Here is a 23,356-nt window from a genome sequence, read left to right on the forward strand (position 1 = left end):
CGACGCAGCGGATCGAGAGGAGCGGGCACGTGGCACACGGACAGCACGCGAGGACCCCGCGCCCCACCACTCTGGCCCCCGTTCCGCTGACCGAGCTGGCAGGCCTCGCGGGCGCCACCATCGAGGGCAACGGGGCTCCGGCGCCCGAGGATGTGGCCGTGACCGGAGTGGAACTGCGCGCCCAGGACATCCGGCCCGGTGACCTGTTCGCCGCGCTGCCCGGGGCGCGGGCCCACGGAGCCGCGTTCGTCGACCAGGCCGTCGAGCACGGAGCGATCGCGGTCCTCACCGACACCTCCGGCGCGGAACTGATCACCCAGGCCGGGGCGACGGTGCCGATCCTGCTCCACGATGCGCCCCGCTCGGTGCTGGGCACCCTGGCAGCGCGGATCTACGGCAATCCCTCCGACCAGCTCACCCTGATCGGGATCACCGGCACTTCGGGCAAGACGACCACCGCCTACCTCGTCGAGGGCGGCCTCGCCGCGGCGGGGCACAAGGCGGGGTTGATCGGCACGGTCGAGACTCGCATCGCTGGCGAGCCCGTCGCCAGCGCGCTCACCACGCCCGAGGCACCCCAGTTGCAGGCATTGCTCGCCGTGATGGCCGAGCGCGGCATCAGCCACGTCGTGATGGAGGTGTCCAGCCATGCGCTCGCTCTCGGGCGCGTGGACGGATGCCGGTTCGCGGTAGGGGGGTTCACCAACCTTTCCCAGGATCACCTTGACTTCCACAAGGACCTCGACGACTACTTCGGCACCAAAGCGCAGCTCTTCGATGGTCGGGCGCGTCCAGCACCTGCTCGCGCGGTGATCTGCGTCGACGATGACTGGGGCGGCCGCATGGCCGAGCGCGCGATCGGTGAGGTCACCACCGTCTCAGCTGGTGGCCAGCCCGCCAACTGGGTGGCGCGGGCCCCCGAGGTCACGGGGGTCGGGGTGCAGTCCTTCGTCGCCGAGACCGCTTCCGGCGAGCAGTATCCCGTCACGGTGCTGCTGCCGGGCCGCTACAACGTCGCCAATGCGCTGCTGGCGCTCGCGCTGCTCGAGGCCGCCGGGGTGGATCCCGCCGCCGCGGCACGAGGACTGCAGACTGTGCAGGTGCCGGGCCGCATGGAGCGGGTCGACCGTGGCCAGCCGTTCCTCGCTGTCGTGGACTATGCGCACAAGCCCGGAGCGGTGGAGGCGGTGCTGGCGACGCTGCGCGGGCAGGCCCGCGGCAAGATCGCCCTGGTGCTGGGCGCGGGCGGCAATCGGGACGCCGGGAAGCGCGGGCCCATGGGGGCTGCCGCTGCCCGGGGCAGCGACCTTCTCCTGGTGACCGACGACAATCCCCGCGACGAGGAGCCCGAGATGATCCGCGCGGAGATGGTCGCCGGGGCGCAGGGCGTGCCAGCGGCCGAGCGCGCGATCATCGAGGAGATCAGCGATCGCCGCGCGGCCATCGTCGCGGCGGTGCGCTGGATCCACGCCCAGGGCGTGGGCGATGACGTTGTAGTGGTCGCGGGCAAGGGCCACGAATGGGGACAGGAAGTGAAGGGCGTGAAGCAGCCGTTCGATGACAGGGTGGTGCTGGCCGAGGCGATCGATGAGATCCTCGCGGCCCCGGCGGGCGGGGACCCGCGATGATCCCGATGACGCTGCGGCAGATCGCGGAAGCCGTAGGTGGCGAGCTGCATGACGTGCCCGACGAGACCGTCGAGGTCACCGGTGCCGTGGAGTTCGATTCCCGCAAGGTCACGCCGGGCGATCTGTTCCTCGCGCTGCCCGGCGCCTCGGTCGACGGGCACGAGTTCGCGGCACGCGCTGTCGAGGCAGGTGCCGTCGCTGTGCTCGCCGCGCGCCCGGTCGGCGTGCCAGCCATCGTCGCCCCGCCCGCCACGGAGCAGCAGGGCGCGGAGTGGGCGGGCACGGCCATGGCGCTGGAGCACGACACCGATGGGTCGGGCGCGGCAGTGCTCGCGGCATTCGCGCGGCTGGCCCGGGGCAGCGTGGACGCGCTAGCCCGCGATCACGGCCTGACCGTGGTCGGGGTGACGGGATCGGCGGGCAAGACGTCGACGAAGGACTTGATCGCCGCGACGCTGGCGCCGCTGGGGGCGGTCATCGCGCCGCCTGGCTCGTTCAACAACGAGATCGGTCATCCCTGGACGGCCCTGCGCGCTACCGGGGACACTCGCTTCCTCGTGCTGGAGATGTCAGCCCGGGGCCCGGGCCACATCGCGGCTCTCGCGGAGACGGCGCCGCCGCGGATCGGCGTGGTGCTCAACGTCGGCACCGCCCATCTCGGTGAGTTCGGCAGCCGCGAGATGATCGCCCGGACAAAGGGGGAGCTGCCCGCGTCGCTTCCCCCGGCGGAGGAGGGCGGTGTCGCGATCCTCAACGCGGATGATCCGCTCGTGGCCGCGATGGCCGAGCGAACCTCGGCCCGGGTCGTGCTCGTCGGTCAGTCGGAGAGGGCGCACGTGCGCGCCGCCGACCTCACCCTTGATGAGCAGGCCCGCGCTACGTTCCGGCTCGTCACCCCGGACGGGGAGATCCCGGTCCGGCTCGCCGTGCATGGCGAGCACCTCGTGACCAATGCGCTCTGCGCGGCCGCCGTGGCGCTGGAGTGCGGCGCCACGCTGCACCAGGTGGCGGACGCGCTGGCGGGCGCGAAGGGTGCATCGGGCCGGCGCATGGAGGTCACCGAGCGCGCGGATGGCGTGACCGTCATCAACGACTCGTACAACGCCAACCCGGATTCAGTGCGCGCCGCGCTGAAGGCACTGGTCACGATGGGCCGCGGCGGCAAGCAGCGGCGGCGGTGCTGGGCCGTGCTCGGCGAGATGGGGGAGCTCGGCGACGACTCCGTTGTCGAGCATGACCGGATCGGGCGGCAAGCGGTGCGCCTGCTCATCGACAAGCTGCTCGTGGTGGGCACCGGACGCCCCTCGCACGCGATGCACCAGGGCGCTGTCATGGAGGGCTCGTGGGACAACGAATCACAGCTCGTCGACGATCCCGAAGCGGCGCTCGCCATCCTGCGCGACGAGCTCGCGCCGGGGGACATCGTCCTGGTCAAGGCGTCGAAGGCGGTGGGCCTGTGGACGGTCGCGGAGGCCTTGATGGCTGATGCCCCGGCAGCTCCTGCCACTGAATCCGCGGACGGAACGGAGAACCTCCAGTGACACAGATCCTGATCGCGGGCGGGCTGGCCCTCGCGGTTTCCATCCTGCTGACCCCGGTGCTGATCCGGATCCTCTCGAAGCAGGGGTTTGGCCAGGAGATCCGCGTCGAGGGACCGCAGTCGCACCAGTCCAAGCGTGGCACCCCCTCGATGGGCGGCATCGCCATCGTCGTGGGCATCTGGGTTGGCTACTTTGGCTCCCACCTGTTCGGCTTCGGGCTCGATGGCGATGGGCCGACAGCCTCGGGCATAGTGGTGCTCGGCCTCACCACGATGCTCGGTGGTGTCGGTTTCCTCGATGACTTCATCAAGATCCGCAAGCAGCGCAACCTCGGCCTCAACAAGACCTCGAAGCTGGTGGGCCAGCTCACCGCCGCGTTGATCTTCGGCGCGCTGCTGCTGCAGTTCCGCAACGCGGACGGGCTCACCCCGGCGAGCCCGAACCTCTCGTACGTGCGCGAGATCTCCACGATGTCGATGTCCGTGCTGCTGTTCATCATCTTCGTGTACTTCGTGGTCACTGCCTGGTCGAACGCGGTCAACTTCACCGACGGCCTCGATGGCCTCGCCGCGGGCACGACTGCGATGGTGGTGGGCGCCTATGTCATCATCACCTTCTGGCAGTACCGCAACTCGTGCGCGAACGAGATCACCGCGGGCTGCTACCACGTGCGGGATCCGCTCGACATCGCCATCCTGTGCGCGGCGGCGGGCGGCGCGTGCATCGGCTTCCTGTGGTGGAACGCCGCGCCAGCCAAGATCTTCATGGGCGACACTGGCTCCCTCGCGCTCGGTGGCCTCATCGCTGGCGTCTCCCTGACCACGAGCACGGCGCTGCTCATGATCATCATCGGTGCGATCTTCGTCGCGGAGTTCCTGTCCGTCGTCATCCAGATCGCCGTCTTCCGCACCACCGGACGACGAGTGTTCCGCATGGCCCCGTGCCATCATCACTTCGAGCTCGGCGGCTGGGCCGAGACCACCGTCATCATCAGGTTCTGGCTGCTCACCGCTATCGCGTGCGCGCTCGGCATTGGCCTGTTCTACGGCGAGTGGGTCGCGACATCAGGAGGCCTGTGACCCATGAGCGAGCCTTCCATCAATGAGCTCGGTGGCGTGGCCGTCACCGTGGCGGGAGCTGGCGTCTCCGGCCTCGCCACGGTCCGTGCCCTGCTGCGCCTCGGCGCGGATGTCCGCATCGTCGATACCCGGCAGGCCGCTCTCGATCCGGCCGTGGCACTCGGCGCCACCGGTATCCTCCTCGCCGGCCCCAACGATGTTCCCGCCGCGGCGCTCGACGGCACCCGCCTGGTGGTCACCAGCCCGGGATGGCGTCCCGACGCGCCCCTGCTCGTCTCGGCCGCCGAGCGCGGCATCCCCGTCTGGGGCGATGTGGAGCTCGCCTGGCGGCTGGACCAGTCGGGCCTCCTCGGCCCGGCCCGCACGTGGCTGGCCATAACCGGCACCAACGGCAAGACCACCACGACCACCATGGTCCAGTCGATCCTGCGGGCCGCGGGCCTGCGCAGCGCTGCCTGCGGCAACATCGGGCTGCCCCTGCTCGACGCCCTCGCCGCGGGCACGGATGACGAGCCCGGCGAGCGCAATGACGTGCTCGCCATCGAGCTGTCCTCGTTCCAGCTCCACTGGGCGCCGTCGGTGCGCCCCGCGGCCGGGGTGATCCTCAACATCGCCGAGGACCATCTCGACTGGCACGGCGGGATGGACTCCTACACCGTCGCGAAGCTGCAGGCCGTCACTGGCGATGTGGGCGTGCTGGGCCTCGATGACCCGGTGGCTGGCCAGCTTGGTGATCGCGCGACCGCAGGGCGCGTGGTGGGCTTCCGGCTGGGAGCACCCGCCGCGGGGGAGCTGGGCATCGAGGACGGCTATCTCGTTGATCGCGCGTTCGCGGACGATCTGGTGCTGCTGCCCGCCGCGGAGGTGCGGCCAGGTGGCCGTCCCGGCCTGCTCGATGGGCTCGCCGCGGCAGCGCTCGCCCGCGCGATCGGCATCGGGGCCAGCGCGATAGCCGAAGGCTTGCGCTCGCACGAGACCGGCCCGCACCGCAACGCGATCATCGCCACGGTGGAGGGCATCCGCTATGTCGACGACTCCAAGGCGACCAATCCGCATGCCGCGGAAGCATCGCTCACCACCTATGACCGCGTGGTGTGGATCGCGGGCGGCTTGCTCAAGGGCGCCTCGGTGGAGGACCTGGTGCCCGTCGTCCGGGAGAGGCTCGCTGCTGCGATTGTGATGGGCGCCGATCGCGCCGCGATCATCGAGTCAATACAGCGACACGCCCCCGAGGTTCCGGTCGTCGAGGTCGCGGCAGGCGACGATGGAGTCGTGACGGCGACACTGATCAACCCGGGCAGCACGCCCGTGCCCGCGCTGGAGCTCCCCGGCCGCGAGGGCGGCGAGGCGATCGCGGACGCGGTGATGCACCAGGCGGTCGCTGCCGCGCGCGTGTTCGCCCAGCGTGGAGACGCTATCGTGCTTGCTCCCGCTGCCGCCTCCCTGGACATGTTCCGCGATTACGGTCATCGCGGTCGCAGCTTCGCCGAGGCAGTCACCGCGGGGACCCAGTCCTGATGACCGCGCAGCGCTCTGCCCAGCCGGGCGTGATCGGTGCCGCCTCCGCTCGGTTCGGGGCGTGGCTGAATCGCCCGATGGCATCGTTCCACCTTGTCCTGTCGATCTCGGCCTTGCTGTCGATCCTGGGGCTCGTGATGGTGCTCTCCGCCTCGAGCGTGTCCGAGTACACCCGGTCAGGCTCGGCGTACTCGATGTTCATCCGGCAGATGATGTTCGTCTCGGTCGGGTGGATCGCCTTTTACCTGGCGCTGCGCTTTCCAGTGCGATTCATCAAGCGCACGGCCTTCGTGGGCGTCGTCGTGTCCACGGTGCTGCTCGCGCTCGTCCTCGTGCCCGGCATCGGTGTCACCGTCAATGGCGCGCGGAGCTGGTTCCAGTTCGCTGGGTTTGCGTTCCAGCCCTCGGAGATGGCGAAGATCGCCCTCGCGCTGTGGGGCGCGGTGCTCCTCGGAGAGCGCGCCGTGCGGACCCGCAGCTCGCGCGACATGTTGTTCCCGCTCGTGCCGGGCGCGCTCATCATCTTCACCCTCGTCGCGCTGCAGCCAGACTTCTCCACGCTGGTGGTGCTGTTCTTCATCCTGCTCGCGCTGCTGTGGTTCGCGGGGCTGCCGCTGGGATACTTCGTGGTGGGGGTGGGCGCCATCCTGTCGATCGCGGTGGTCATGGCGTTCGCCGAGGGCTACCGGACGAGACGGCTCACGTCGTTCCTCAACGCCGATGATGACCCGCTCGGGGCAAGCTACCAGGCCCGGCAGTCACAGTTCGCCCTTGCTGACGGGGGGTTCTTCGGGACGAGCCTCGGGCAGAGCCGCGCGAAGTGGAAGTTCCTGCCGGAGGCGCACAATGACTTCATCTTCGCCATCATTGGCGAGGAGCTCGGCTTCGTCGGTGCCGCCGCGGTCATCGGCCTCTTCGGCTTGTTCATCTATACGGGGCTGCGCATTGCGGCACGCTCGGTGGATCCGTTCCTCCGGCTATTCGTCGCGACCTCGACGGTGTGGGTGATCGGCCAGACGTTCATCAACCTCGGCTACGTAGTCGGGCTGCTCCCGGTGACGGGCCTGCAGCTGCCGCTGATCTCGGCCGGTGGAACGTCGGCGGTGCTGACACTGTTCATGTTCGGGATCATCGCCAACGCGGCGCGGCACGAGCCCGAGGCCATCGCGGCGGCGCACGTGGCGGCCCGGCGGAGCAGGGTGCCGCGATTCCTGCGGCTGCCGCTCCCGGAGAAGTACCACCCGCCCCGGCCCGCGCCACGCCGTCCCGATCCGTACGCGGGCGGTGCCGGCCTGCCCATGCACGACGATCCGTGGGACACGATGCCCTCCGTGCCTGGTCCCTACCGCGGAGGGGGCCAGCCGATGGCTGCGCCTGGACGCGGGGGAGCAGCACGCGCCCCCCGGTACCCGGACTATCTCCACGGCGACCATCGATATGGGCCTGCCGTACCCGGCAACGGAGCCTCCCCGGGACGTCGCTACCCCGGTGGGGGGCGGGCACCGCACCGCCCCGTCGATCCCCGCCAGCGCGACCCCTATTACCGGGAGCCGCCTCGCGGGCGGAGCACGCGCGGCTACTAGCGGACCAGTGATCGATGTGGAGGAGGATTCAGCGCAGTGAACGGAACAGGCAAGACCCCGCTGTCCGTCGTGCTCGCCGGCGGGGGCACCGCGGGGCACATCGAGCCGGCCATGGCCGTGGCCGACGCGCTCCGCGAGCTTGATCCGGGCATCCGCATCACCGCGCTCGGCACGGCGCGCGGGCTCGAGACGACTCTGGTGCCGCAACGGGGCTACCCCCTCGTGCTGATCCCGCCCGTGCCGTTGCCGCGGAAGCCATCGCGCCAGATGATCGATCTTCCCCTGCGGGTGCGGCGCGCGATCAAGCAGACCCGGGCAGCGATGGACGAGGCCGGGGCGGATGTCGTGGTCGGGTTCGGCGGCTACGTCTCGCTTCCGGCCTACCTAGCTGCCGGGCCGGGCATCATGCGCCGACGTCGCCGGATCCCCATCGTGGTGCACGAGGCCAACGCGAGCGCGGGCATCGCCAACAAGGTCGGAGCCCGGCGCGCTGCCGCGGTACTGACCGCGTTCCCCGATTCGGGCCTGCCGAAGGCGCAGATGGTGGGCATCCCGGTGCGCTCCTCGATAACCTCGCTCGACCGGCCCGCGCTGCGCGCGCAGGCCCGGGAGCATTTCGGCCTCGATCCCGATGCCCCGACGCTGCTCGTGTTCGGCGGCTCCCAGGGCGCGCGGTCGCTCAACGAGGCGGTGTCGGCGGCGGCGCCGGAGCTCGCCGCGGCCGGGATCGGCGTGCTCCATGCGCACGGCCCGAAGAACAGCCTGGATGTGCCCGCAGCGAGCAGCGGCCCGCGATACGTCTCCGTGCCGTACCTGAGCCGGATGGATCTTGCCTATGCCGCGGCCGACGCGGTGGTGTGCCGGTCGGGCGCGATGACCGTCGCGGAGGTCTCCGCGGTGGGCCTGCCCGCGGTGTACGTGCCCCTGCCGCACGGCAACGGCGAGCAGGAGCTCAACGCTCGCCCCGTCGTCGGCGCGGGCGGCGGGATCATCGTCAAGGATGCCGAGCTCACCAAGCAGTACGTGCTCGATACGGTCATACCGTTGCTCACTGATGCGGAGGGATTGTCCCGGATGGGGCGTGCCGCGGCGGGCGCGGGGCACAGGTCAGCGGCCGGCGAGGTCGCGCGGATAGTCATGGATGTGGCGAGAGGACAGGTCGGATGACGGGGTCGAATGGCGCGGAGCTGCCCGAGCAGCTACTGCGCGTCCACATGATCGGAATCGGCGGGGCCGGGATGTCGGGCATCGCCCGGATCCTGATCGCTCGGGGCGCGGAGGTCTCCGGCTCGGACGCCAAGGAGAGCCGGGTGCTGCTCGATCTGCGCGCCCGGGGCGCGTCGGTACGCGTTGGCCACGACGCTTCCGCGCTCGACCTGCTCGAGGGCGGCCCCACGCTCGTGGTGAGCACGGAGGCCGCGATCAAGAAGGACAATCCCGAGCTTCTCGAGGCGCACCGCCGTGGGATCCCCACGACCTACCGGCCCGATGTCCTCGCCCAGTTGATGCAGGGCAGCGACCCGGTGCTCGTCGCGGGCACCCATGGCAAGACGTCGACGACGTCGCTGCTGGTGGTGGCGTTGCAGCACTGCCATCTCGATCCTTCGTTCGCGGTCGGAGGCGAGCTCAACGAGGCCGGCACCAACGCTCACCATGGCACGGGCGGCATCTTCGTCGCCGAGGCGGACGAGAGCGATGGCTCCTTGCTGCGCTACGAGCCGCGGGTAGCGATCGTCACCAACGTGGAGGCGGATCATCTCGACTACTACGGCTCCGCCGAGGCGTACGTGCGGATCTTCGACTCGTTCGCCGATCGGGTGATCGAGGGCGGCGTGGTCGTGGCGTGCATCGAGGATCCTGGCGCGCATGAGTTCGCCGTGCGGACGGCCGCCCGGGGGATCCGGGTGATCGGCTACGGCTCCACCGAGGAGCCGCTTGGCGACGTGGAGCTGGGCGCGGAGCTGCTTGGCTGGGAGGCCCGCGATGGCGGCGGTGTCGGGCGGGTCCGGCTGGCTGGGATCGAGGAGCCGCTGGTCATGCGGCTGGCCGTGCCAGGCAGGCACATGGCGCTCAACGCGCTCGCGGCCCTGCTCGCGGCGCGCGAGATCGGTGCCCCCATCGCCGAGGTGCTCGAGGGCCTCGAGGGATTCGGGGGAGTGCGGCGCCGGTTCCAGTACGTGGGCCGGGAGGCCGGCGTGCGGTTGTATGACGACTACGCGCACCATCCCACGGAGGTGCGGGCGGTGCTGCGCGCCGCGCAGGACATGATCGCCGAGGAGAGGGCCGCGGCGCCGGAGTATCCGACCGGCAAGGTAGTGGTGATCTTCCAGCCGCACATGTACTCGCGCACGGAGATCTTCGCGACGGAGTTCGCCGCGGCTCTCGATCTCGCGGACGAGGTGATCGTGCTCGATGTGTATGGAGCGCGCGAGGAGCCGCGGCCGGGCGTCACCGGCGAGCTCATCGCGCGGCAGGTGACGCGGCCGGTGCACTACCAGCCTGATGTCTCGGAGCTTCCGGTGCAGGTGGCGCGGATCGCGCGCCCGGGCGACCTGGTGCTGACGATGGGCGCGGGCGATGTGACGATGCTGGGGCCGGTGATCCTCGACGGGATCAGGTCCCGGCGCAACCTCGCGCGCCCCGGCGAGGGCGCGCGGGAGGGCCGGTGAACGCAGTGCGTTCCGTGCTGCACCGCTGGCGGCTCGTGCTGGCGGGAATCCTCGTCGTGGGCCTGCTGGTGGGTGGATTCGCGGTGGCGTGGTTCAGCTCGTTGCTGTCGGTGCGCTCGATCGAGGTCCAGGCGGCGCCGTCGGTGCCCGAGGAGGCCGTGCGGGGCGTGATCGGCGTTCCGGGCGGCACGCCGTTGCTGCAGGTCGATACCCATGACGTCGCTGCTCGTGTGGCTGGCATCCCGAAGGTGGCGGAGGCGCGGGTGTCGCGGGCGCTGCCGTCGACGCTGCGGGTCGAGATCCTCGAGCGCGTGCCGGCCGTCTTTTTCGACGCTCCTGGCGGTTCCCACCTGATGGACGCCGAGGGTGTTGTCTTTGCGGTGGAGCCGCCGCCGGAGGGGCTGCCGCGCTTGGTCACGGATGAGCCCGGCGAGGACGACCCGGCCACGCGCGCCGCGCTGGATGTGCTGGCGTCGCTGGCGGGGGAGCTGCGGGCGATGGTGCTGGAGGCTCGTGCGGGCTCGCCGGTCGATGTGCGGCTTGCCCTGTCCGATGGAAGGACCGTGATCTGGGGGGATGCTGGCGATTCTGCGTACAAGGCACGGGTGGCGCAGGCGTTGCTGACCCAGCCAGGCCAGGTGTATGACGTGTCGAGCCCGAGCCTGCCGGTGATTCGCTGATCGGTGCTGCTGGCCCCCGCGCGAGATCGTGGCGCGGGGGCCTCGTCGTGCTCGTAGAGGTGCCGGGGTGCCCGCCGATCGGAGGACAACGTTTCCGCAAGAAGAAATAACCAAGCGGTATCGGCGCGCCTAATGGCGTTGCGCATCCGTGATGCCTAGCGTTTCCGGCAGTCAGGTACTTGACATAACTCTAACCCTATGGTTGAGGTTTAGGGTTAGATCCCAAGAATCCTGCCGAAAGTCCCGTAGAACGCTGATAGAGCAAGACACATGGAAGGCGAGAGCCCATGACGCCCCCGCACAACTACCTCGCCGTTATCAAGGTCGTCGGCATCGGCGGCGGTGGGGTCAACGCTGTCAACCGAATGATCGAGGCAGGACTCAAGGGAGTTGAGTTCATTGCCATCAACACGGATGCACAAGCACTGCTGATGAGCGATGCCGACGTCAAGCTCGACGTCGGCCGAGAACTCACCCGAGGACTCGGCGCCGGAGCAGACCCCGAGGTCGGTCGCAAGGCTGCCGAAGACCACAAGAACGAGATCGAGGAAGTGCTCAAGGGCGCTGACATGGTCTTCGTGACCGCCGGTGAAGGTGGTGGAACCGGAACCGGCGGCGCGCCAGTCGTCGCGAGCCTCGCCCGCAAGCTCGGCGCGCTCACCGTCGGCGTGGTCACCCGGCCATTCTCCTTCGAGGGCAAGCGCCGCGGCGCCCAGGCCGAGGCCGGCATCGCCGCGCTGCGCGAGACCTGCGACACCCTGATCGTGATCCCCAACGATCGGTTGCTCCAGCTCGGCGACGCGGCCGTCAGCCTGATGGATGCCTTCCGATCAGCCGATGAGGTGCTCCTCAACGGTGTGCAGGGCATCACTGACCTCATCACCACCCCCGGCCTGATCAACGTCGACTTCGCCGACGTCAAGGGAGTGATGTCCGGTGCCGGCACGGCACTGATGGGCATCGGTTCCTCCCGCGGCGAGGGCCGTGCCGTCAAGGCGGCCGAGGCAGCGATCAACTCCCCGCTGCTCGAGGCCTCCATGGACGGCGCGCACGGCGTGCTCCTCTCCATCGCTGGCGGCTCGGATCTCGGGCTCTTCGAGATCCACGATGCCGCGAGCCTCGTGGAGGAGGCCGCGCACGTCGACGCGAACATCATCTTCGGTACCGTCATCGATGATTCGCTCGGCGACGAGGTTCGCATCACCGTCATCGCGGCGGGATTCGATGGTGCCCCCTCAGCGCGCAGCGCCCGCGACGAGCGGCGCGAGCCGCAGCGGCAGGCAGCGAGCCGACAGGCCGAGCAGCCCGGCCGGCGTGGTGGGGCGGATCTCGGCCAGGGCCGGGACCGTGAGTTCGGCGCGGGCCGCGGTGGTCGCTTCGGCGGCGATCTGCCATCCGTGCCCGATCGCGGTCGGCGTGGCGACATGCCGGGACGTCGCGATGAGGTGCCAGTCAGCCGGGGCCGCGGCCGCGGAAACGACGGCTACATCGATGATGATCCGGACGGCCTCGACATCCCCGATTTCATGCGCTGACGCTACGGGACCGCGCGGCGCCGCGAAGGCAGGTGGCACAATCGAGCCAAGGCCATGCGGAACCACGGGGAGCGCGAATGACCATCCACCAGTTCGTCACCACGCGCCACGGTGGAGTGTCGCCCGCCCCCTATGAATCCCTCAACCTTGGTGTGCACGTGGGAGACGCCCCGGATCTCGTGACCGAGAACCGGCGGCGTCTCTCGCTGTTGATACGGGTGGAACCGTCCCGCATCGTCTGGATGGACCAGGTGCATGGGACCCACGTGGAGGTCGTGCGCGGTCCGGTCGGCAATGCGCTGCCCGGCACCGACGCGGTGGTCACCGACGTGCCCGGGCTCGCCCTGGCCGTGCTGACCGCTGATTGCGTACCGATCCTGCTCGCGGACCACGCCGCCGGGATCATCGCTGCGGCGCATGCCGGGCGCAAGGGCGCCGAGGAGGGCATCGCGCGGGAAACCGTGGCCGCGATGGAGGCGCTCGGCGCCACCGCGAGCGCGATCGAGGCATTCCTCGGCCCGGGAGCGTGCGGCCAGTGCTACGAGGTGCCCGGAACCATGCGCGCCGAGGTCAGTGCCCGGTTGCCCGGCAGTGCCTCCGAGACCCGCTGGGGAACGCCCGCGCTCGATCTGCGCAACGGCCTCGAGGAGCAGCTCGTAGCCCTGGGCGTCGCCCGCGTCCGGCGCGACCCGCGTTGCACGATCGAGTGCGCGGATCTGTTCAGCCACCGCCGGGGGGCGCCGGCGGGAAGGCTTGCATCGGTCATCTGGCAGGATGCCGCTTCGTGAGCAATCTTCTGGAGAGCCCGCGTGCCCGCGAGATCGCTGCCGCGCTTGATGTCCAGCGCGAGCGCATCGCGGAGGCGTGCCGTGCCGCGGGCCGGTCGGCGGAAAGCGTGCACCTCCTGCCCGTGACCAAGTATTTTCCCGCATCCGATGCGAGGATCCTGCGATTGCTCGGCTGCACCGAGCTCGGTGAGTCACGGGCGCAGGAGGCGGAGGGGAAGGCACGGGAGCTGGCGCTCGCGGAGCCGGGCGCGCCGATCGAGTGGCACATGATCGGGCGGCTCCAGCGCAACAAGGCCAGCAGTGTCGCGCGCTGGGCGGCCGTCGTGCAATCGGTGGATAACGAGAAGCTCGCGCGGGCGCTGTCCCGAGCGGTGGAGACCGCGCTCGACGCGCAGGATCGCAGCGCCCGCCTCAGGATCTGCCTGCAGGCCAGCCTCGATGGCGACCCGGAGCGCGGCGGTGCCCGCCTCGAGGACCTGCCCCGGCTCGGCGAGCTTGTCGCCGGGCTTCCTGGGCTCGAGCTCGCCGGGCTCATGGCCGTGCCCCCGCTGGGCAGTGACGCCGATCGGGAGTTCGCCAGGCTGCGCGAGGCCCACGATCGGTTCGTCGCGACCTTCCCGTTCGCTACCACGCTCTCGGCGGGAATGTCGGCGGATGCCCCGATCGCAATACGGCATGGATCGACTTGTGTGCGTGTCGGTACCGCATTGTTAGGGCCTAGGCCGATAACCTCGCCGTAACCATCAATGGTGAACCGGCTTCCCCCGCCACCTCGAACGGTGCCCGTTCCGGGCCACGTCCATCGACCAGGCCATGCCTCCTCGTCGCCCCAGGAAGGTCAATCCATGAGCGCAATGCAGAAGATCAAGGAGTACTTCGCTCTCGTGCCCCCCGCGGAGTACGAGGACGACTACGTCGACGATGTGGATCAGCGCGGCCGCGTCCGTCGTGACCTGCCGCCCGGGCGATTCGACGAGCCGACCGGATACCGGCCGGGCACCTACGTTCCCGCGCAGCGGCGGCCCGAGCCCGCACCCTTCCCGCAGCAGGGCGGCTTCGAGCGCGATCCCTACGAGCGCGACCGATTCGGCGGCGACCCCCGCCAGATGCGTCCGATGGCCCCGCCGCCAGCGGTCGAGGACTTCGATCGGATCCAGCCCGCCCCCCGGCCGGTCGCCCCCCAGCGTCGCAGCGAGCCCGATCGCAGGATGGCGCCACCAGCGGAGGACGTCAGCGTTCTCGCCAAGATCACTACCCTGCGCCCGCGCGACTTCAGCGAGGCCCGCACCATCGGCGAGCAGTTCCGAGACGGGGTGCCGGTGATCATGGATCTCAATGACATGCCTGGCACTGATGCCAAGCGCCTGCTCGACTTCGCCGGTGGCTGCGCTTTTGCTCTCAACGGCAACTTCGAGAAGGTCGCCTCGAAGGTATTCCTGCTCTCCCCGGCCGATATCGATGTCTCGGCAGAGGATCGGCGCCGGATCGCGGAGACCAGCCTGAACCAGGGCCGGTGACGGTGGGCCGGACGGGCTACCACGTGAGTTTGTTCCCTTCGGCGAATTCGGGCAGAGTGACGGCATGGTGCTGATCCTGGACGCGCTCTCCACGCTGCTTTTCATCTACTCGCTCCTGCTGATCGCGCGGGTAGTAGTCGAGTTCATCCGCATGTTCGCCCGCGATTGGCGGCCATCCGGTCCAGTGGTGGTGATCCTCGAGTTCATCTTCATGTCGACCGACCCGCCGATCCGCTTCCTGCGGCGGTTCATCCCGCCTCTGACCTTGGGCAGCGTGCGGCTCGACCTGTCGGTACTGATCCTGCTGATCGGAATCTCGATCCTTCGAAGTGTCATCACGGCCATTCGGTTCAGCGCCGCGTAGGGTGATGCCCGGATCATCGGCATGAGCGTGCCGGACGGGCTCGCGCGTGGTGCCGTGCCCGCCGGTGAGCGCGAGGAAGGCGAGGTACAACAGATGCGTCTTACTCCTTCGGATGTGCATAGCGTCGCATTCAAGAAGCAACCGCTGGGCAAGCGTGGCTACGACGAGGACGAGGTCGACGCCTTTCTCGATCTGGTGGAGCAGGAGCTCACGCGCCTCGGGGAGGAGAACGCCCATCTCGCCGAGCGAGTGTCGAGCCTCGAGGAGTCGGTCGCGGAGGCCCAGTCCGCCGCCGAGGGCCGGGAATCCCCCAGCGGCCGCGCCATCAAGATCATCGATCATGCCGAGGCGGTCGCGGACCGCGTCACCTCGGACGCGCAGGAGGAAGCGGACGCCCTGCTGACCCGCGCGCGCGAGGAGGCCAAGGCTATGACCACCGAGGCCCGGGACAAGTCCGAGGCCATGGTGACCGATGCGCGCGAGAAGGCGGACCTCATCGTCTCGCGCGCGAGCGAGAAGGCCGACGCGCTGCGGGCCGAGTCCGAGAAAGAGCACGCTGACCTGCTCGCGTCCGTCGCTGAGCAGCGCTCGACCCTCGAGGGGCGGATCAACCAGCTGCGAACTTTCGAGCGCGAGTACCGCGTGCGGCGCAAGGCATACCTCGAGGCCCAGCTCGAGGACCTCACGGCCTCGGGGGCGCCGTCGCAGCAGGGTCACCCCGGTGGCGCGGAACAGCCCGAGCGCGCGGCCACGGCGGATCCCGTCGCGGAGCGAGGGCTCGTCAACAACGCCTCCTAGGCGCGCGGCAAGGGTGCCCCGGGCAGTGGCACGCACCTGCCCGGGTGCCGTATCATCAAGGCCGTTCCCGGTCCTCGTGATCGATCATGGTGGGCCGGGCGGAGCAATGGCGTTGATCCGGCGATCACCGGGGAGCTTTCGGAAGAACAGCCGTTCAGGCAGCGTGCAGCAGCGTGGTCGGCCTAGTAGAACCGAACGGGATGGCCCGTCATAGCCAGTGCAGAGAGGCGGGACGTGCGTCCCGCAAGCGGGGTGGTACCGCGGTGCGCGCAGCAGGATGCCCGCATCGTCCCCGTGCCAGGGCTACACCATGCAGGCCGCATGGCCGCAGGCACGAGGAGCAGAGTGGTGTCGAACACCGGTACCGGAAGCACAGCAGGCCGCAGCAGCGCGGCGAGCGACGGAGCCGCCGGGGGACCAGCCCCTGGGGGAACGGGAGCGCCCGGGGATACCTACCCCGTGGTCGCCTATCCCGGTGCTGCGGACGCCTCCCCACGGTTCCCCCAGCTCGAGAAGGCTGTTCTTGCCCAGTGGGACGCCGAGGGTACGTTCCGCCGCAGCATCGAGCAGCGCGCGGGCGCCCCGGAGTTCGTGTTCTACGACGGGCCCCCGTTCGCCAATGGCCTGCCGCATTACGGGCACCTGCTCACCGGATATGTCAAGGATCTCGTGCCCCGATTCCAGACCATGCGCGGCAAGAAGGTCGAGCGCCGGTTCGGGTGGGACTGCCATGGCCTGCCCGCCGAGGTGGAGGCCGAGAAGCAGCTCGGCATCACCCACAAGTCGGAGATCGACTCGATGGGCATCGCCGAGTTCAATGATGCCTGCCGTACCTCGGTGCTGCGCTACACCCAGGAGTGGCAGGACTATGTGACGCGGCAGGCACGCTGGGTCGATTTCGACAATGACTACAAGACCCTCGACACCGACTACATGGAGTCGGTGATGTGGGCGTTCCGTTCGTTGTGGGACAAGGGCCTGATCTTCGAGGGCTTCCGGGTCTTGTGGTACTGCTGGCGGTGCGAGACCCCGCTCAGCGCCACCGAGACCAAGATGGATGACGTCTACAAGATGCGGCAGGATCCCGCCGTCACGGTGGCGATGCCGCTGCACGAGTCGAAGGTCGGCGACGGCATCCTCAACGGCGCGAGCGCCCTGATCTGGACGACCACGCCCTGGACGTTGCCGTCGAACCTCGCCATCTCGGTGAACCCGGGCATCGACTACGTGCAGGTGCGCGCGGCGGACGGCGAGCGCTACCTGCTGGCCGAGGCACGCCTGGCGCACTACGCGCGCGAGCTGGGCACGCACCCCGAGATCGTGTCCCGCCACACGGGCGCCGAGCTTCTCGGCATCACCGACGACCCACCGTTCTCGTTCTTCGTCGGCCGCCCGAACGCGCACCAGATCGTCGCCGCTGACTATGTCACCACCAGCGACGGCACCGGCATCGTCCACATGGCCCCGGCGTTCGGCGAGGACGACAAGCTGATCACCGACGCTGCCGGGATCGAGGTGGTCGTCCCGGTCAACGAGCGCGGCGAGTTCACCAGCGAGGTTCCCGCCTATGCCGGACTGCAGGTCTTCGAGGCCAACAAGCCGATCATCGCGGACCTGAAGAACGCCGGGATCCTCCTGCGGCACGAGACCTACGACCACCCCTACCCGCATTGCTGGCGCTGCAACCCCCCGCTGATGCAAAAGGCAGTCTCGTCCTGGTTCGTCGACGTGCCCGCGATCCGCGACCGCATGGTGGAGCTGAACAAGCAGATCACCTGGGTTCCCGAGCACATCCGGGACGGCCAGTTCGGCAAGTGGCTCGAGGGCGCGCGCGACTGGTCGATCAGCCGCAACCGCTACTGGGGCAGCCCCATCCCGGTCTGGCGGTCCGATGATCCGGCCTATCCGCGCATCGATGTGTACGGCTCGCTCGACGACCTCGAGCGGGACTTCGGCGTGCGGCCCGCCAACTTGCACCGCCCGCAGATCGACGAGCTCGTCCGCCCCAATCCGGATGATCCGACTGGCAAGTCGATGATGCGGCGCGTGCCCGAGGTGCTCGACTGCTGGTTCGAGTCCGGCTCCATGCCGTTCGCCCAGGTGCACTACCCGTTCGAGAACCGCGAATGGTTCGAGAGCCACTATCCGGGGGACTTCATCGTCGAGTACAACGGGCAGACGCGCGGCTGGTTCTACACCCTTCACGTCCTCGCGACCGCCCTTTTCGACTCGGCCTCGTTCCGTACTGTCGTGGCGCACGGCATCGTGCTGGGCGATGACGGGCTGAAGATGAGCAAGTCCAAGGGCAACTATCCCGATGTCAATGAAGTGTTTGACCGCGATGGCTCCGACGCGATGCGCTGGTTCCTCATGTCGTCGCCGATCCTGCGGGGCGGCAACCTGATCGTCACCGAGCAGGGCATCCGCGAGGGTGTCCGCCAGGCCCAATTGCCCATCTGGAACGCCTGGAGCTTCCTGCGGCTCTACGCCGATCGGAAGGCTATCTGGCGCACGGACTCGCAGCACGTCCTGGATCGCTACATCCTCGCGAAGCTGCGCGATACCCGCGACGTGATGACCGAGGCGCTCGACAGCAACGATATCGCCACCGCCTGCGACGCCCTGCGATTGTTCAGCGACGCTCTCACCAACTGGTACGTGCGCCGTTCCCGGGCCCGGTTCTGGGACGGGCAGGACGCGGACCCGGAGGCGTTCGACACCCTCCACACCGTCCTGGAGCTCACGTGCCGGCTCGCGGCGCCGCTGCTGCCGATGATGAGCGAGGTCGTCTGGCGCGGCCTTACCGGTGGCGATTCGGTGCACCTGCAGGACTGGCCGGAGGCCGATGAGGTGCCCCTCGACGAGGATCTGGTCGCGGCGATGGACGAATCACGGTCCGTTTGCTCGGCCGTGCTCAGCGTGCGCAAGGCCCAGAAGCTGCGGGTACGCCTGCCCCTGGCCTCGCTGACCATCGCGTCGGAGGACGCCGATCGGCTGCGCCCCTTCACGGGAATCATCGCCGACGAGGTCAACGTCAAGCACATCGATCTGACCACCGATGTCGACATCCATGGCAGGTTCGAGCTCGCCGTGAACGCCCGCGCCGCGGGGCCCCGTCTCGGCAAGGATGTGCAGACCGTCATCCGGGCCGTCAAGTCCGGTGATTGGACCGCCAACGCGGACGGGACCGTCACCGCGGCCGGGATCGTGCTGGAGCCCGGCGAGTTCACCCAGCGGCTGGTCGCGGCCGAGCCGGAGTCCACCGCTGCCCTGCCCGGCGGGGCCGGGCTGGTCGTGCTGGATCTCGAGGTCACCGAGGACCTCGAGTCGGAGGGCTGGGCCAAGGACCGCATCCGTGAGCTCCAGGAATGTCGCCGGGCCCTGGATCTGGCGATCTCTGATCGCATCACCGTCGAGCTCGCGGTCCCGGCGCACCGGCTCGGCTGGGCGGATCGCCATCGAGACCTGATCGCGGGCGAGGTCCTCGCCACGGAGCTGAGCATCACCGATGCCGCGGATATCGTCCCCGGCACCCATCGTGATGTGGGCGACGGATCGTGGGCGCTGGTCACCAAGGCGGGCTAGCCGAGCCCCTGGCCGCGTAAGGGAAAAAGTAAGAATCGCGTGTGGATACTTGTGGTGCGGCATTGAACGAGCCAGCACAGCCAGTAGTATCGAGCGGGAGCCAGACCGTGTCACCCCTCGGTGCCCGCACCTAGGCGGTTGACCTGAGACGAGATGCAAAGGACGCTGCATTGAAATTGCGAAACATCATGGTCGTGGGCATTGCCGCGCCAGCGCTGATGCTGACCGCCTGTGGATCCGAGGACGGTGGCACCACCGACGGGCCAGAGCAGACCAACGACGCGGCGCCCTCGGCGCAGTGCGAGGTTCCGGAGGGTGACATCCCTACCGGCCCCGAGCTCCTTGAGATCCTGAACGCGGCTCTTGATCCCGCCGTGCCCGAGGACGAGAAGGCCATGCTCATCGAGGGCGGCGGCGACGATCCCGAGCTGTGGGCGCAGCTGTCCGCCGAGGCAGCCCAGAACCCGGACATCCAGTACGAGATCCCGGACACGCCGGATGCGGTGTTCCCGCTCGACGAGTGCACGCTGAGCGCGAACTTCACCCTCCAGATCTCGCCCGATCAGCCAGCCAACACGGGCAGCCTGTTCTTCGTGGCCGAGGACGGCCGCTGGAAGCTCTCCCGCGACGACGCCTGCAACTTCGTGACGTCCTTCGCGCTCGAGACCGATCTGTGCGGCTGAGGACCTAGCCCCCGAGGCACCCGCAGCGCACAACTCTGATATGCACGCAGGCCCCGCGACATGCTCGTGGGGCCTGCTGCTATTCGTGCCGCGGTGAGCGGGGCGAGGGGGCGCTTGTCAGGGCTGGCTCCAGGTCAGGGCCATCCCCGTGGTCTGCTGCAGGGTGAAGCCGGTCGCCGGGTCGGAATACTGCTGCTCCCCGCGGACCTCGACCTGGCCGGAGATGGGCAGCGGCTGCGCCAGGTCGATGGTGATCCTGCCCGAGCCGTTGCTGGAGAACGTATCGACCAGCAGCCGCCCGGCACCGGGCGTGTCGAAGTACTCGAGGCTCGGCTGCTGGTTCACCGATACATCGAGCACGATCCTGTTGCCCGTGCGCTCCAGCAGGGTGACCGTGGTTGACTGCACGATGTCGGTGGCGCTCTCGATGGGCTGCTCGATGAGCCAGCGAGCGCCGGGGCCGACAGGCTCGCTGGGCATGACCCCAACGCCATAGACGGTCTGGAACATTGCATGCTCGAGCGCCTCGCGGGCGGTGTCATTCGATTGCGGGCTGGGCGACAGGGTCAGCTCATGCACCGCTCCGCTTGGCGATATGCGCAGCGTCGCCTCCGAACCCGGGGCGTCGTCCAGGGCGGACCGGGTGTTTTCATCGGGACTCGTCGCGGCGCCCACGGTGAGGGTGACATTCTGGCCCATCGCGTTGCTCGCGCCGATGCGGGCGGTGAGCGGAAGCGTCACCTCGGGACGCGAGAAATCCTGCTCCGGGTCGCCACCGAGAACCTGTGCGATCGTGGACCGCGCGGTGACGAGATGCTCCGACTCGGTGCCATGCGCGAACTGATAGGCCAGCTCGCCACGAGGCTCGGCTCCCGGGTCGAGGAGCGTCACCGTGGTGGGTGGCACCGGCAAGGTGACCGTGACCCGCTCCGCGGGGGCCTCGCCGGCATCGTCGCTGCTCGAGGCGCACGCGGCAGGCAGCGCGGCGGTCGCGGCGAGCACCAGGCCGAGGACTGCCGTGCCCCATGTGCGGCCTCGGCGCCGGGCAACCCCGTGCGCCGCGCGCCCGCGGGGAACTGGTGATCGCGCCGCGGGGTGGTCGGGATCGGGAGAACGTGGGTCCACAATGCGAGGTTAATGCACCAACCGGCTTATTCCCTACCGCTCGCTGTGATCGGGCCCGCGCGACGTTGAAGGATGCTGCGCCGATAGTGGATGATGTGGGGGTGAGCGAACAACCGACCGAACTCGCGCTGGTCCGCCCGCGCCGCGCCCGCACCATCATCGCCCTCGGGCTCGGTGTGCTCGCGCTCGACTTGTCCACGAAGATCCTGGCCGTACGCTTCCTCGAGGATCGCGAGCCCGTCCGCCTCCTCGGGGGGCTGCTGTACCTGACGCTGCACCGCAACCCGGGCGCGGCGTTCTCGATGGCCACGGGCCTTACCTGGCTGTTGTCGGCGATCACGCTGCTCGTCGCGGTCGTGATCATCGTGGCAAGCCGACGCATCCGATCACTGCCGTGGGCGATCGGCCTCGGCGCGATCCTCGGCGGCGCGCTGGGCAACCTGGTCGATCGGGTGTTCCGCGAGCCGGCCGGCTTCCAGGGGCACGTGGTGGACTTTCTGTCCCTGCTGGCGCCCGATGGCAGTGTCTGGCCGGTGTTCAATGTCGCGGATCCGGCGATCGTCGGTGGAGCCATCCTGCTCGTGCTGCTCACTGTGTTCGGCGTGGAGCCGGATGGCACGCGCTACCGGTCGGCCAAGGCTGACGAGGCGGAGGCAGGCCCGGAGCAGTCGGCCCGAGAGAAGCCGGCCCGAGAGAAACCGGCCCAGGAGAAATGGGCACAGGGGGAGGACGCATGATGGACACGCGCTCGATGCCCGTGCCCGATGGCCTCGTGGGCATGCGCGTCGATGCCGGGCTCGCGCGCCTGCTGGGCTTGTCCCGCACGGTGATCGCGACGATGACCGAGGAGGGAGCGGTCCTCGTCGACGGAGCCGCGGTGGCAAAGTCCGACAAGCTCCACGCCGGCGCGTGGCTGGAGGTCCACCTGCCGCAGCCGCGCCGGGAGCCCGAGAACCGGCCGGAGCCGGTCGAGGGAATGAGCATCCTGTACGCCGACAGTGACCTGGTCGCGGTGAACAAGCCCGTCGGGGTCGCTGCTCACGCCAGCGTCGGCTGGAAGGGGCCCACCGTCCTTGGCGGGCTCGCCGCCGCCGGGTACCGCATCTCCACTTCCGGCCCCCCGGAGCGGCAGGGGATCGTGCACCGCCTCGATGTCGGCACCTCCGGCGTGATGATGGTGGCGGTGTCCGAGCGCGCCTATAGCCTGCTCAAGCGCGCGTTCAAGCAGCGCACGGTGAAGAAGCAGTATCACGCCCTCGTGCAGGGCCACCCCGATCCGAGCAGCGGCACCATTGATGCGCCGATCGGCAGGCACGGGAGCAACGACTGGAAGTTCGCCGTCCGCGCTGATGGCAAGCACAGCGTCACTCACTACGACACCCTGGAGGCTTTCCAGGCGGCGAGCTTGCTCAGTGTCGATCTCGAGACCGGGCGCACCCATCAGATCCGGGTACATTTCTCCGCGATCAAGCACCCCTGCTGCGGGGATCTCACCTACGGTGCCGATCCTCGGCTCGCGCAGCGCCTGGGCCTGCAGCGGCAATGGTTGCACGCGTGCACCCTGGAGTTCGCGCACCCGGCGGACGGCCGGTGGATGACGATCACCAGCGATTATCCGGAGGACTTGCAGCATGCTCTCGATGTGCTGCGGGAGCACTGATGCACCAGCGGGCGACCAACGCGCTGCTCGCGGTGGGTCTGCTTGCCGTGGTGCTCGTCGGCGCGGCGGTGATCGGTGCGCTCAATCCGGTGCCGCCGCTGCCCGTGGCCACTGACGCGCTCGGGCCGACCGAGGGCGAGCCGGTGGGCGAGTACCAGCAGCGGGCCGCGGCAACGCTCGACAACGGCGGGATCAACCAGCCGCGCTGGGCGCTCGTGCTGCCGGAGCAGCCGGTGGACGCGGCGGCGGCGGCCGCGATGGTGACCGGCACGCGGGCTTCGCGGATCATCCTTGACGGCGGCGTGGGCGGGAACGAGGCGCTGCCCGGGGATCCCGCGGTGAGCCTGCCAGCGCCCCCACCCGGCGGCGACTCGGGAGCGAGTATCCGCGACGGCGTGTCGCGCGGCCTGTCGCTGCTGCGGGAGCAGCGCGCCCTCCTTGGCGCCGAGCCGGATGATGCGGGTTGCGCCTGCATCATCGGCATTCTGGTCCGCGGGCCCGCTAGCGCCCTGGACGCGGTGGCTGCCCGGCCCGGGGTGTCCAGCGTCGAGGCGTTGCCCGCTGATGCTCGCTGGGGCACCTTCGCTGTGCGGGCCCGATAGA

20 protein-coding genes are annotated in these 23,356 nt (G+C 69.4%); 19 read left to right on the top strand and 1 reads right to left on the bottom strand.

All coding sequences use genetic code 11. The features are described from left to right. Nucleotides 1-29 precede the first annotated feature (29 nt). From HT102_RS14810 to HT102_RS14885, 16 genes are all read left to right on the top strand, one after another. Nucleotides 30-1,628: a UDP-N-acetylmuramoyl-L-alanyl-D-glutamate--2,6-diaminopimelate ligase gene (locus HT102_RS14810; RefSeq protein WP_333473478.1), complete on the top strand. Its 1,599-nt coding sequence runs from the start codon at nucleotides 30-32 to the stop codon at nucleotides 1,626-1,628. Further along, complete coding sequence (locus tag HT102_RS14815) at nucleotides 1,625-3,169, top strand: UDP-N-acetylmuramoyl-tripeptide--D-alanyl-D-alanine ligase (RefSeq protein WP_192040215.1); 1,545 nt, start codon at nucleotides 1,625-1,627, stop codon at nucleotides 3,167-3,169. Before HT102_RS14810 ends, HT102_RS14815 begins: the two co-directional genes overlap by 4 nt. Next, nucleotides 3,166-4,248 carry a phospho-N-acetylmuramoyl-pentapeptide-transferase gene (gene mraY / locus HT102_RS14820; RefSeq protein WP_192040216.1) on the top strand — a complete coding sequence of 361 codons (1,083 nt, stop codon included), beginning with the start codon at nucleotides 3,166-3,168 and terminating at the stop codon, nucleotides 4,246-4,248. The genes HT102_RS14815 and mraY overlap by 4 nt, the downstream gene beginning before the upstream one ends. Before the next feature lie 3 nt (nucleotides 4,249-4,251). Then, complete coding sequence (murD, locus tag HT102_RS14825; RefSeq protein WP_192040217.1) at nucleotides 4,252-5,766, top strand: UDP-N-acetylmuramoyl-L-alanine--D-glutamate ligase; 1,515 nt, start codon at nucleotides 4,252-4,254, stop codon at nucleotides 5,764-5,766. Between the two features lie 77 nt (nucleotides 5,767-5,843). Continuing rightward, nucleotides 5,844-7,349, top strand: coding sequence for a putative lipid II flippase FtsW (gene ftsW, locus HT102_RS14830; protein WP_333473480.1), 1,506 nt, complete (start codon nucleotides 5,844-5,846; stop codon nucleotides 7,347-7,349). A 36-nt stretch (nucleotides 7,350-7,385) separates the two neighbouring features. Beyond that, nucleotides 7,386-8,516, top strand: coding sequence for an undecaprenyldiphospho-muramoylpentapeptide beta-N-acetylglucosaminyltransferase (gene murG, locus HT102_RS14835; RefSeq protein WP_192040219.1), 1,131 nt, complete (start codon nucleotides 7,386-7,388; stop codon nucleotides 8,514-8,516). Continuing rightward, nucleotides 8,513-10,018, top strand: a complete 1,506-nt coding sequence (murC, locus tag HT102_RS14840) for a UDP-N-acetylmuramate--L-alanine ligase (protein ID WP_192040220.1) — start codon at nucleotides 8,513-8,515, stop codon at nucleotides 10,016-10,018. The genes murG and murC overlap by 4 nt, the downstream gene beginning before the upstream one ends. Further along, nucleotides 10,015-10,698, top strand: coding sequence for a cell division protein FtsQ/DivIB (locus tag HT102_RS14845; protein ID WP_333473481.1), 684 nt, complete (start codon nucleotides 10,015-10,017; stop codon nucleotides 10,696-10,698). The genes murC and HT102_RS14845 overlap by 4 nt, the downstream gene beginning before the upstream one ends. Nucleotides 10,699-10,985: 287 nt before the next feature. Then, nucleotides 10,986-12,233, top strand: a complete 1,248-nt coding sequence (gene ftsZ / locus HT102_RS14850) for a cell division protein FtsZ (protein WP_192040221.1) — start codon at nucleotides 10,986-10,988, stop codon at nucleotides 12,231-12,233. Nucleotides 12,234-12,310: 77 nt separating this feature from the next. Next, nucleotides 12,311-13,021, top strand: coding sequence for a peptidoglycan editing factor PgeF (gene pgeF / locus HT102_RS14855; RefSeq protein WP_192040222.1), 711 nt, complete (start codon nucleotides 12,311-12,313; stop codon nucleotides 13,019-13,021). Next, nucleotides 13,018-13,761 (top strand): YggS family pyridoxal phosphate-dependent enzyme, encoded by a 744-nt coding sequence (locus HT102_RS14860; protein WP_192040223.1) that lies wholly within the window; start codon nucleotides 13,018-13,020, stop codon nucleotides 13,759-13,761. Before pgeF ends, HT102_RS14860 begins: the two co-directional genes overlap by 4 nt. 105 nt (nucleotides 13,762-13,866) lie before the next feature. Further along, nucleotides 13,867-14,538 carry a cell division protein SepF gene (locus HT102_RS14865; protein WP_192040224.1) on the top strand — a complete coding sequence of 224 codons (672 nt, stop codon included), beginning with the start codon at nucleotides 13,867-13,869 and terminating at the stop codon, nucleotides 14,536-14,538. A gap of 67 nt (nucleotides 14,539-14,605) precedes the next feature. After that, nucleotides 14,606-14,902: a YggT family protein gene (locus HT102_RS14870; protein WP_408611373.1), complete on the top strand. Its 297-nt coding sequence runs from the start codon at nucleotides 14,606-14,608 to the stop codon at nucleotides 14,900-14,902. Between the two features lie 21 nt (nucleotides 14,903-14,923). Further along, nucleotides 14,924-15,700 carry a DivIVA domain-containing protein gene (locus HT102_RS14875; RefSeq protein WP_225443735.1) on the top strand — a complete coding sequence of 259 codons (777 nt, stop codon included), beginning with the start codon at nucleotides 14,924-14,926 and terminating at the stop codon, nucleotides 15,698-15,700. Nucleotides 15,701-16,021: 321 nt separating this feature from the next. After that, nucleotides 16,022-19,285 carry an isoleucine--tRNA ligase gene (ileS, locus tag HT102_RS14880; RefSeq protein WP_192040226.1) on the top strand — a complete coding sequence of 1,088 codons (3,264 nt, stop codon included), beginning with the start codon at nucleotides 16,022-16,024 and terminating at the stop codon, nucleotides 19,283-19,285. A gap of 170 nt (nucleotides 19,286-19,455) precedes the next feature. Further along, on the top strand, nucleotides 19,456-19,968 hold the full coding sequence (locus tag HT102_RS14885) for a hypothetical protein (protein WP_192040227.1): 513 nt from the start codon (nucleotides 19,456-19,458) through the stop codon (nucleotides 19,966-19,968). 117 nt (nucleotides 19,969-20,085) lie between these two features. Here HT102_RS14885 and HT102_RS14890 read toward each other — a convergent pair whose 3' ends face one another. Continuing rightward, on the bottom strand, nucleotides 20,086-21,093 hold the full coding sequence (locus HT102_RS14890) for a hypothetical protein (protein ID WP_192040282.1): 1,008 nt from the start codon (nucleotides 21,091-21,093) through the stop codon (nucleotides 20,086-20,088). Nucleotides 21,094-21,194: 101 nt separating this feature from the next. Between HT102_RS14890 and lspA the strand changes: the two genes are divergently transcribed. Genes lspA through HT102_RS14905 form a run of 3 tightly spaced genes read left to right on the top strand, consistent with a single transcriptional unit; the run spans nucleotide 21,195 to nucleotide 23,355 of the window. Beyond that, nucleotides 21,195-21,830 carry a signal peptidase II gene (gene lspA, locus HT102_RS14895; protein ID WP_333473482.1) on the top strand — a complete coding sequence of 212 codons (636 nt, stop codon included), beginning with the start codon at nucleotides 21,195-21,197 and terminating at the stop codon, nucleotides 21,828-21,830. Then, complete coding sequence (locus HT102_RS14900; protein ID WP_192040229.1) at nucleotides 21,827-22,753, top strand: RluA family pseudouridine synthase; 927 nt, start codon at nucleotides 21,827-21,829, stop codon at nucleotides 22,751-22,753. Before lspA ends, HT102_RS14900 begins: the two co-directional genes overlap by 4 nt. After that, nucleotides 22,753-23,355 (top strand): hypothetical protein, encoded by a 603-nt coding sequence (locus HT102_RS14905; RefSeq protein ID WP_192040230.1) that lies wholly within the window; start codon nucleotides 22,753-22,755, stop codon nucleotides 23,353-23,355. Before HT102_RS14900 ends, HT102_RS14905 begins: the two co-directional genes overlap by 1 nt. The last annotated feature ends 1 nt before the right edge of the window (nucleotide 23,356 follow it).

The sequence above is a fragment of the Lolliginicoccus lacisalsi genome, from assembly GCF_014841105.1.
Classification (GTDB): domain Bacteria; phylum Actinomycetota; class Actinomycetes; order Mycobacteriales; family Mycobacteriaceae; genus Lolliginicoccus; species Lolliginicoccus lacisalsi.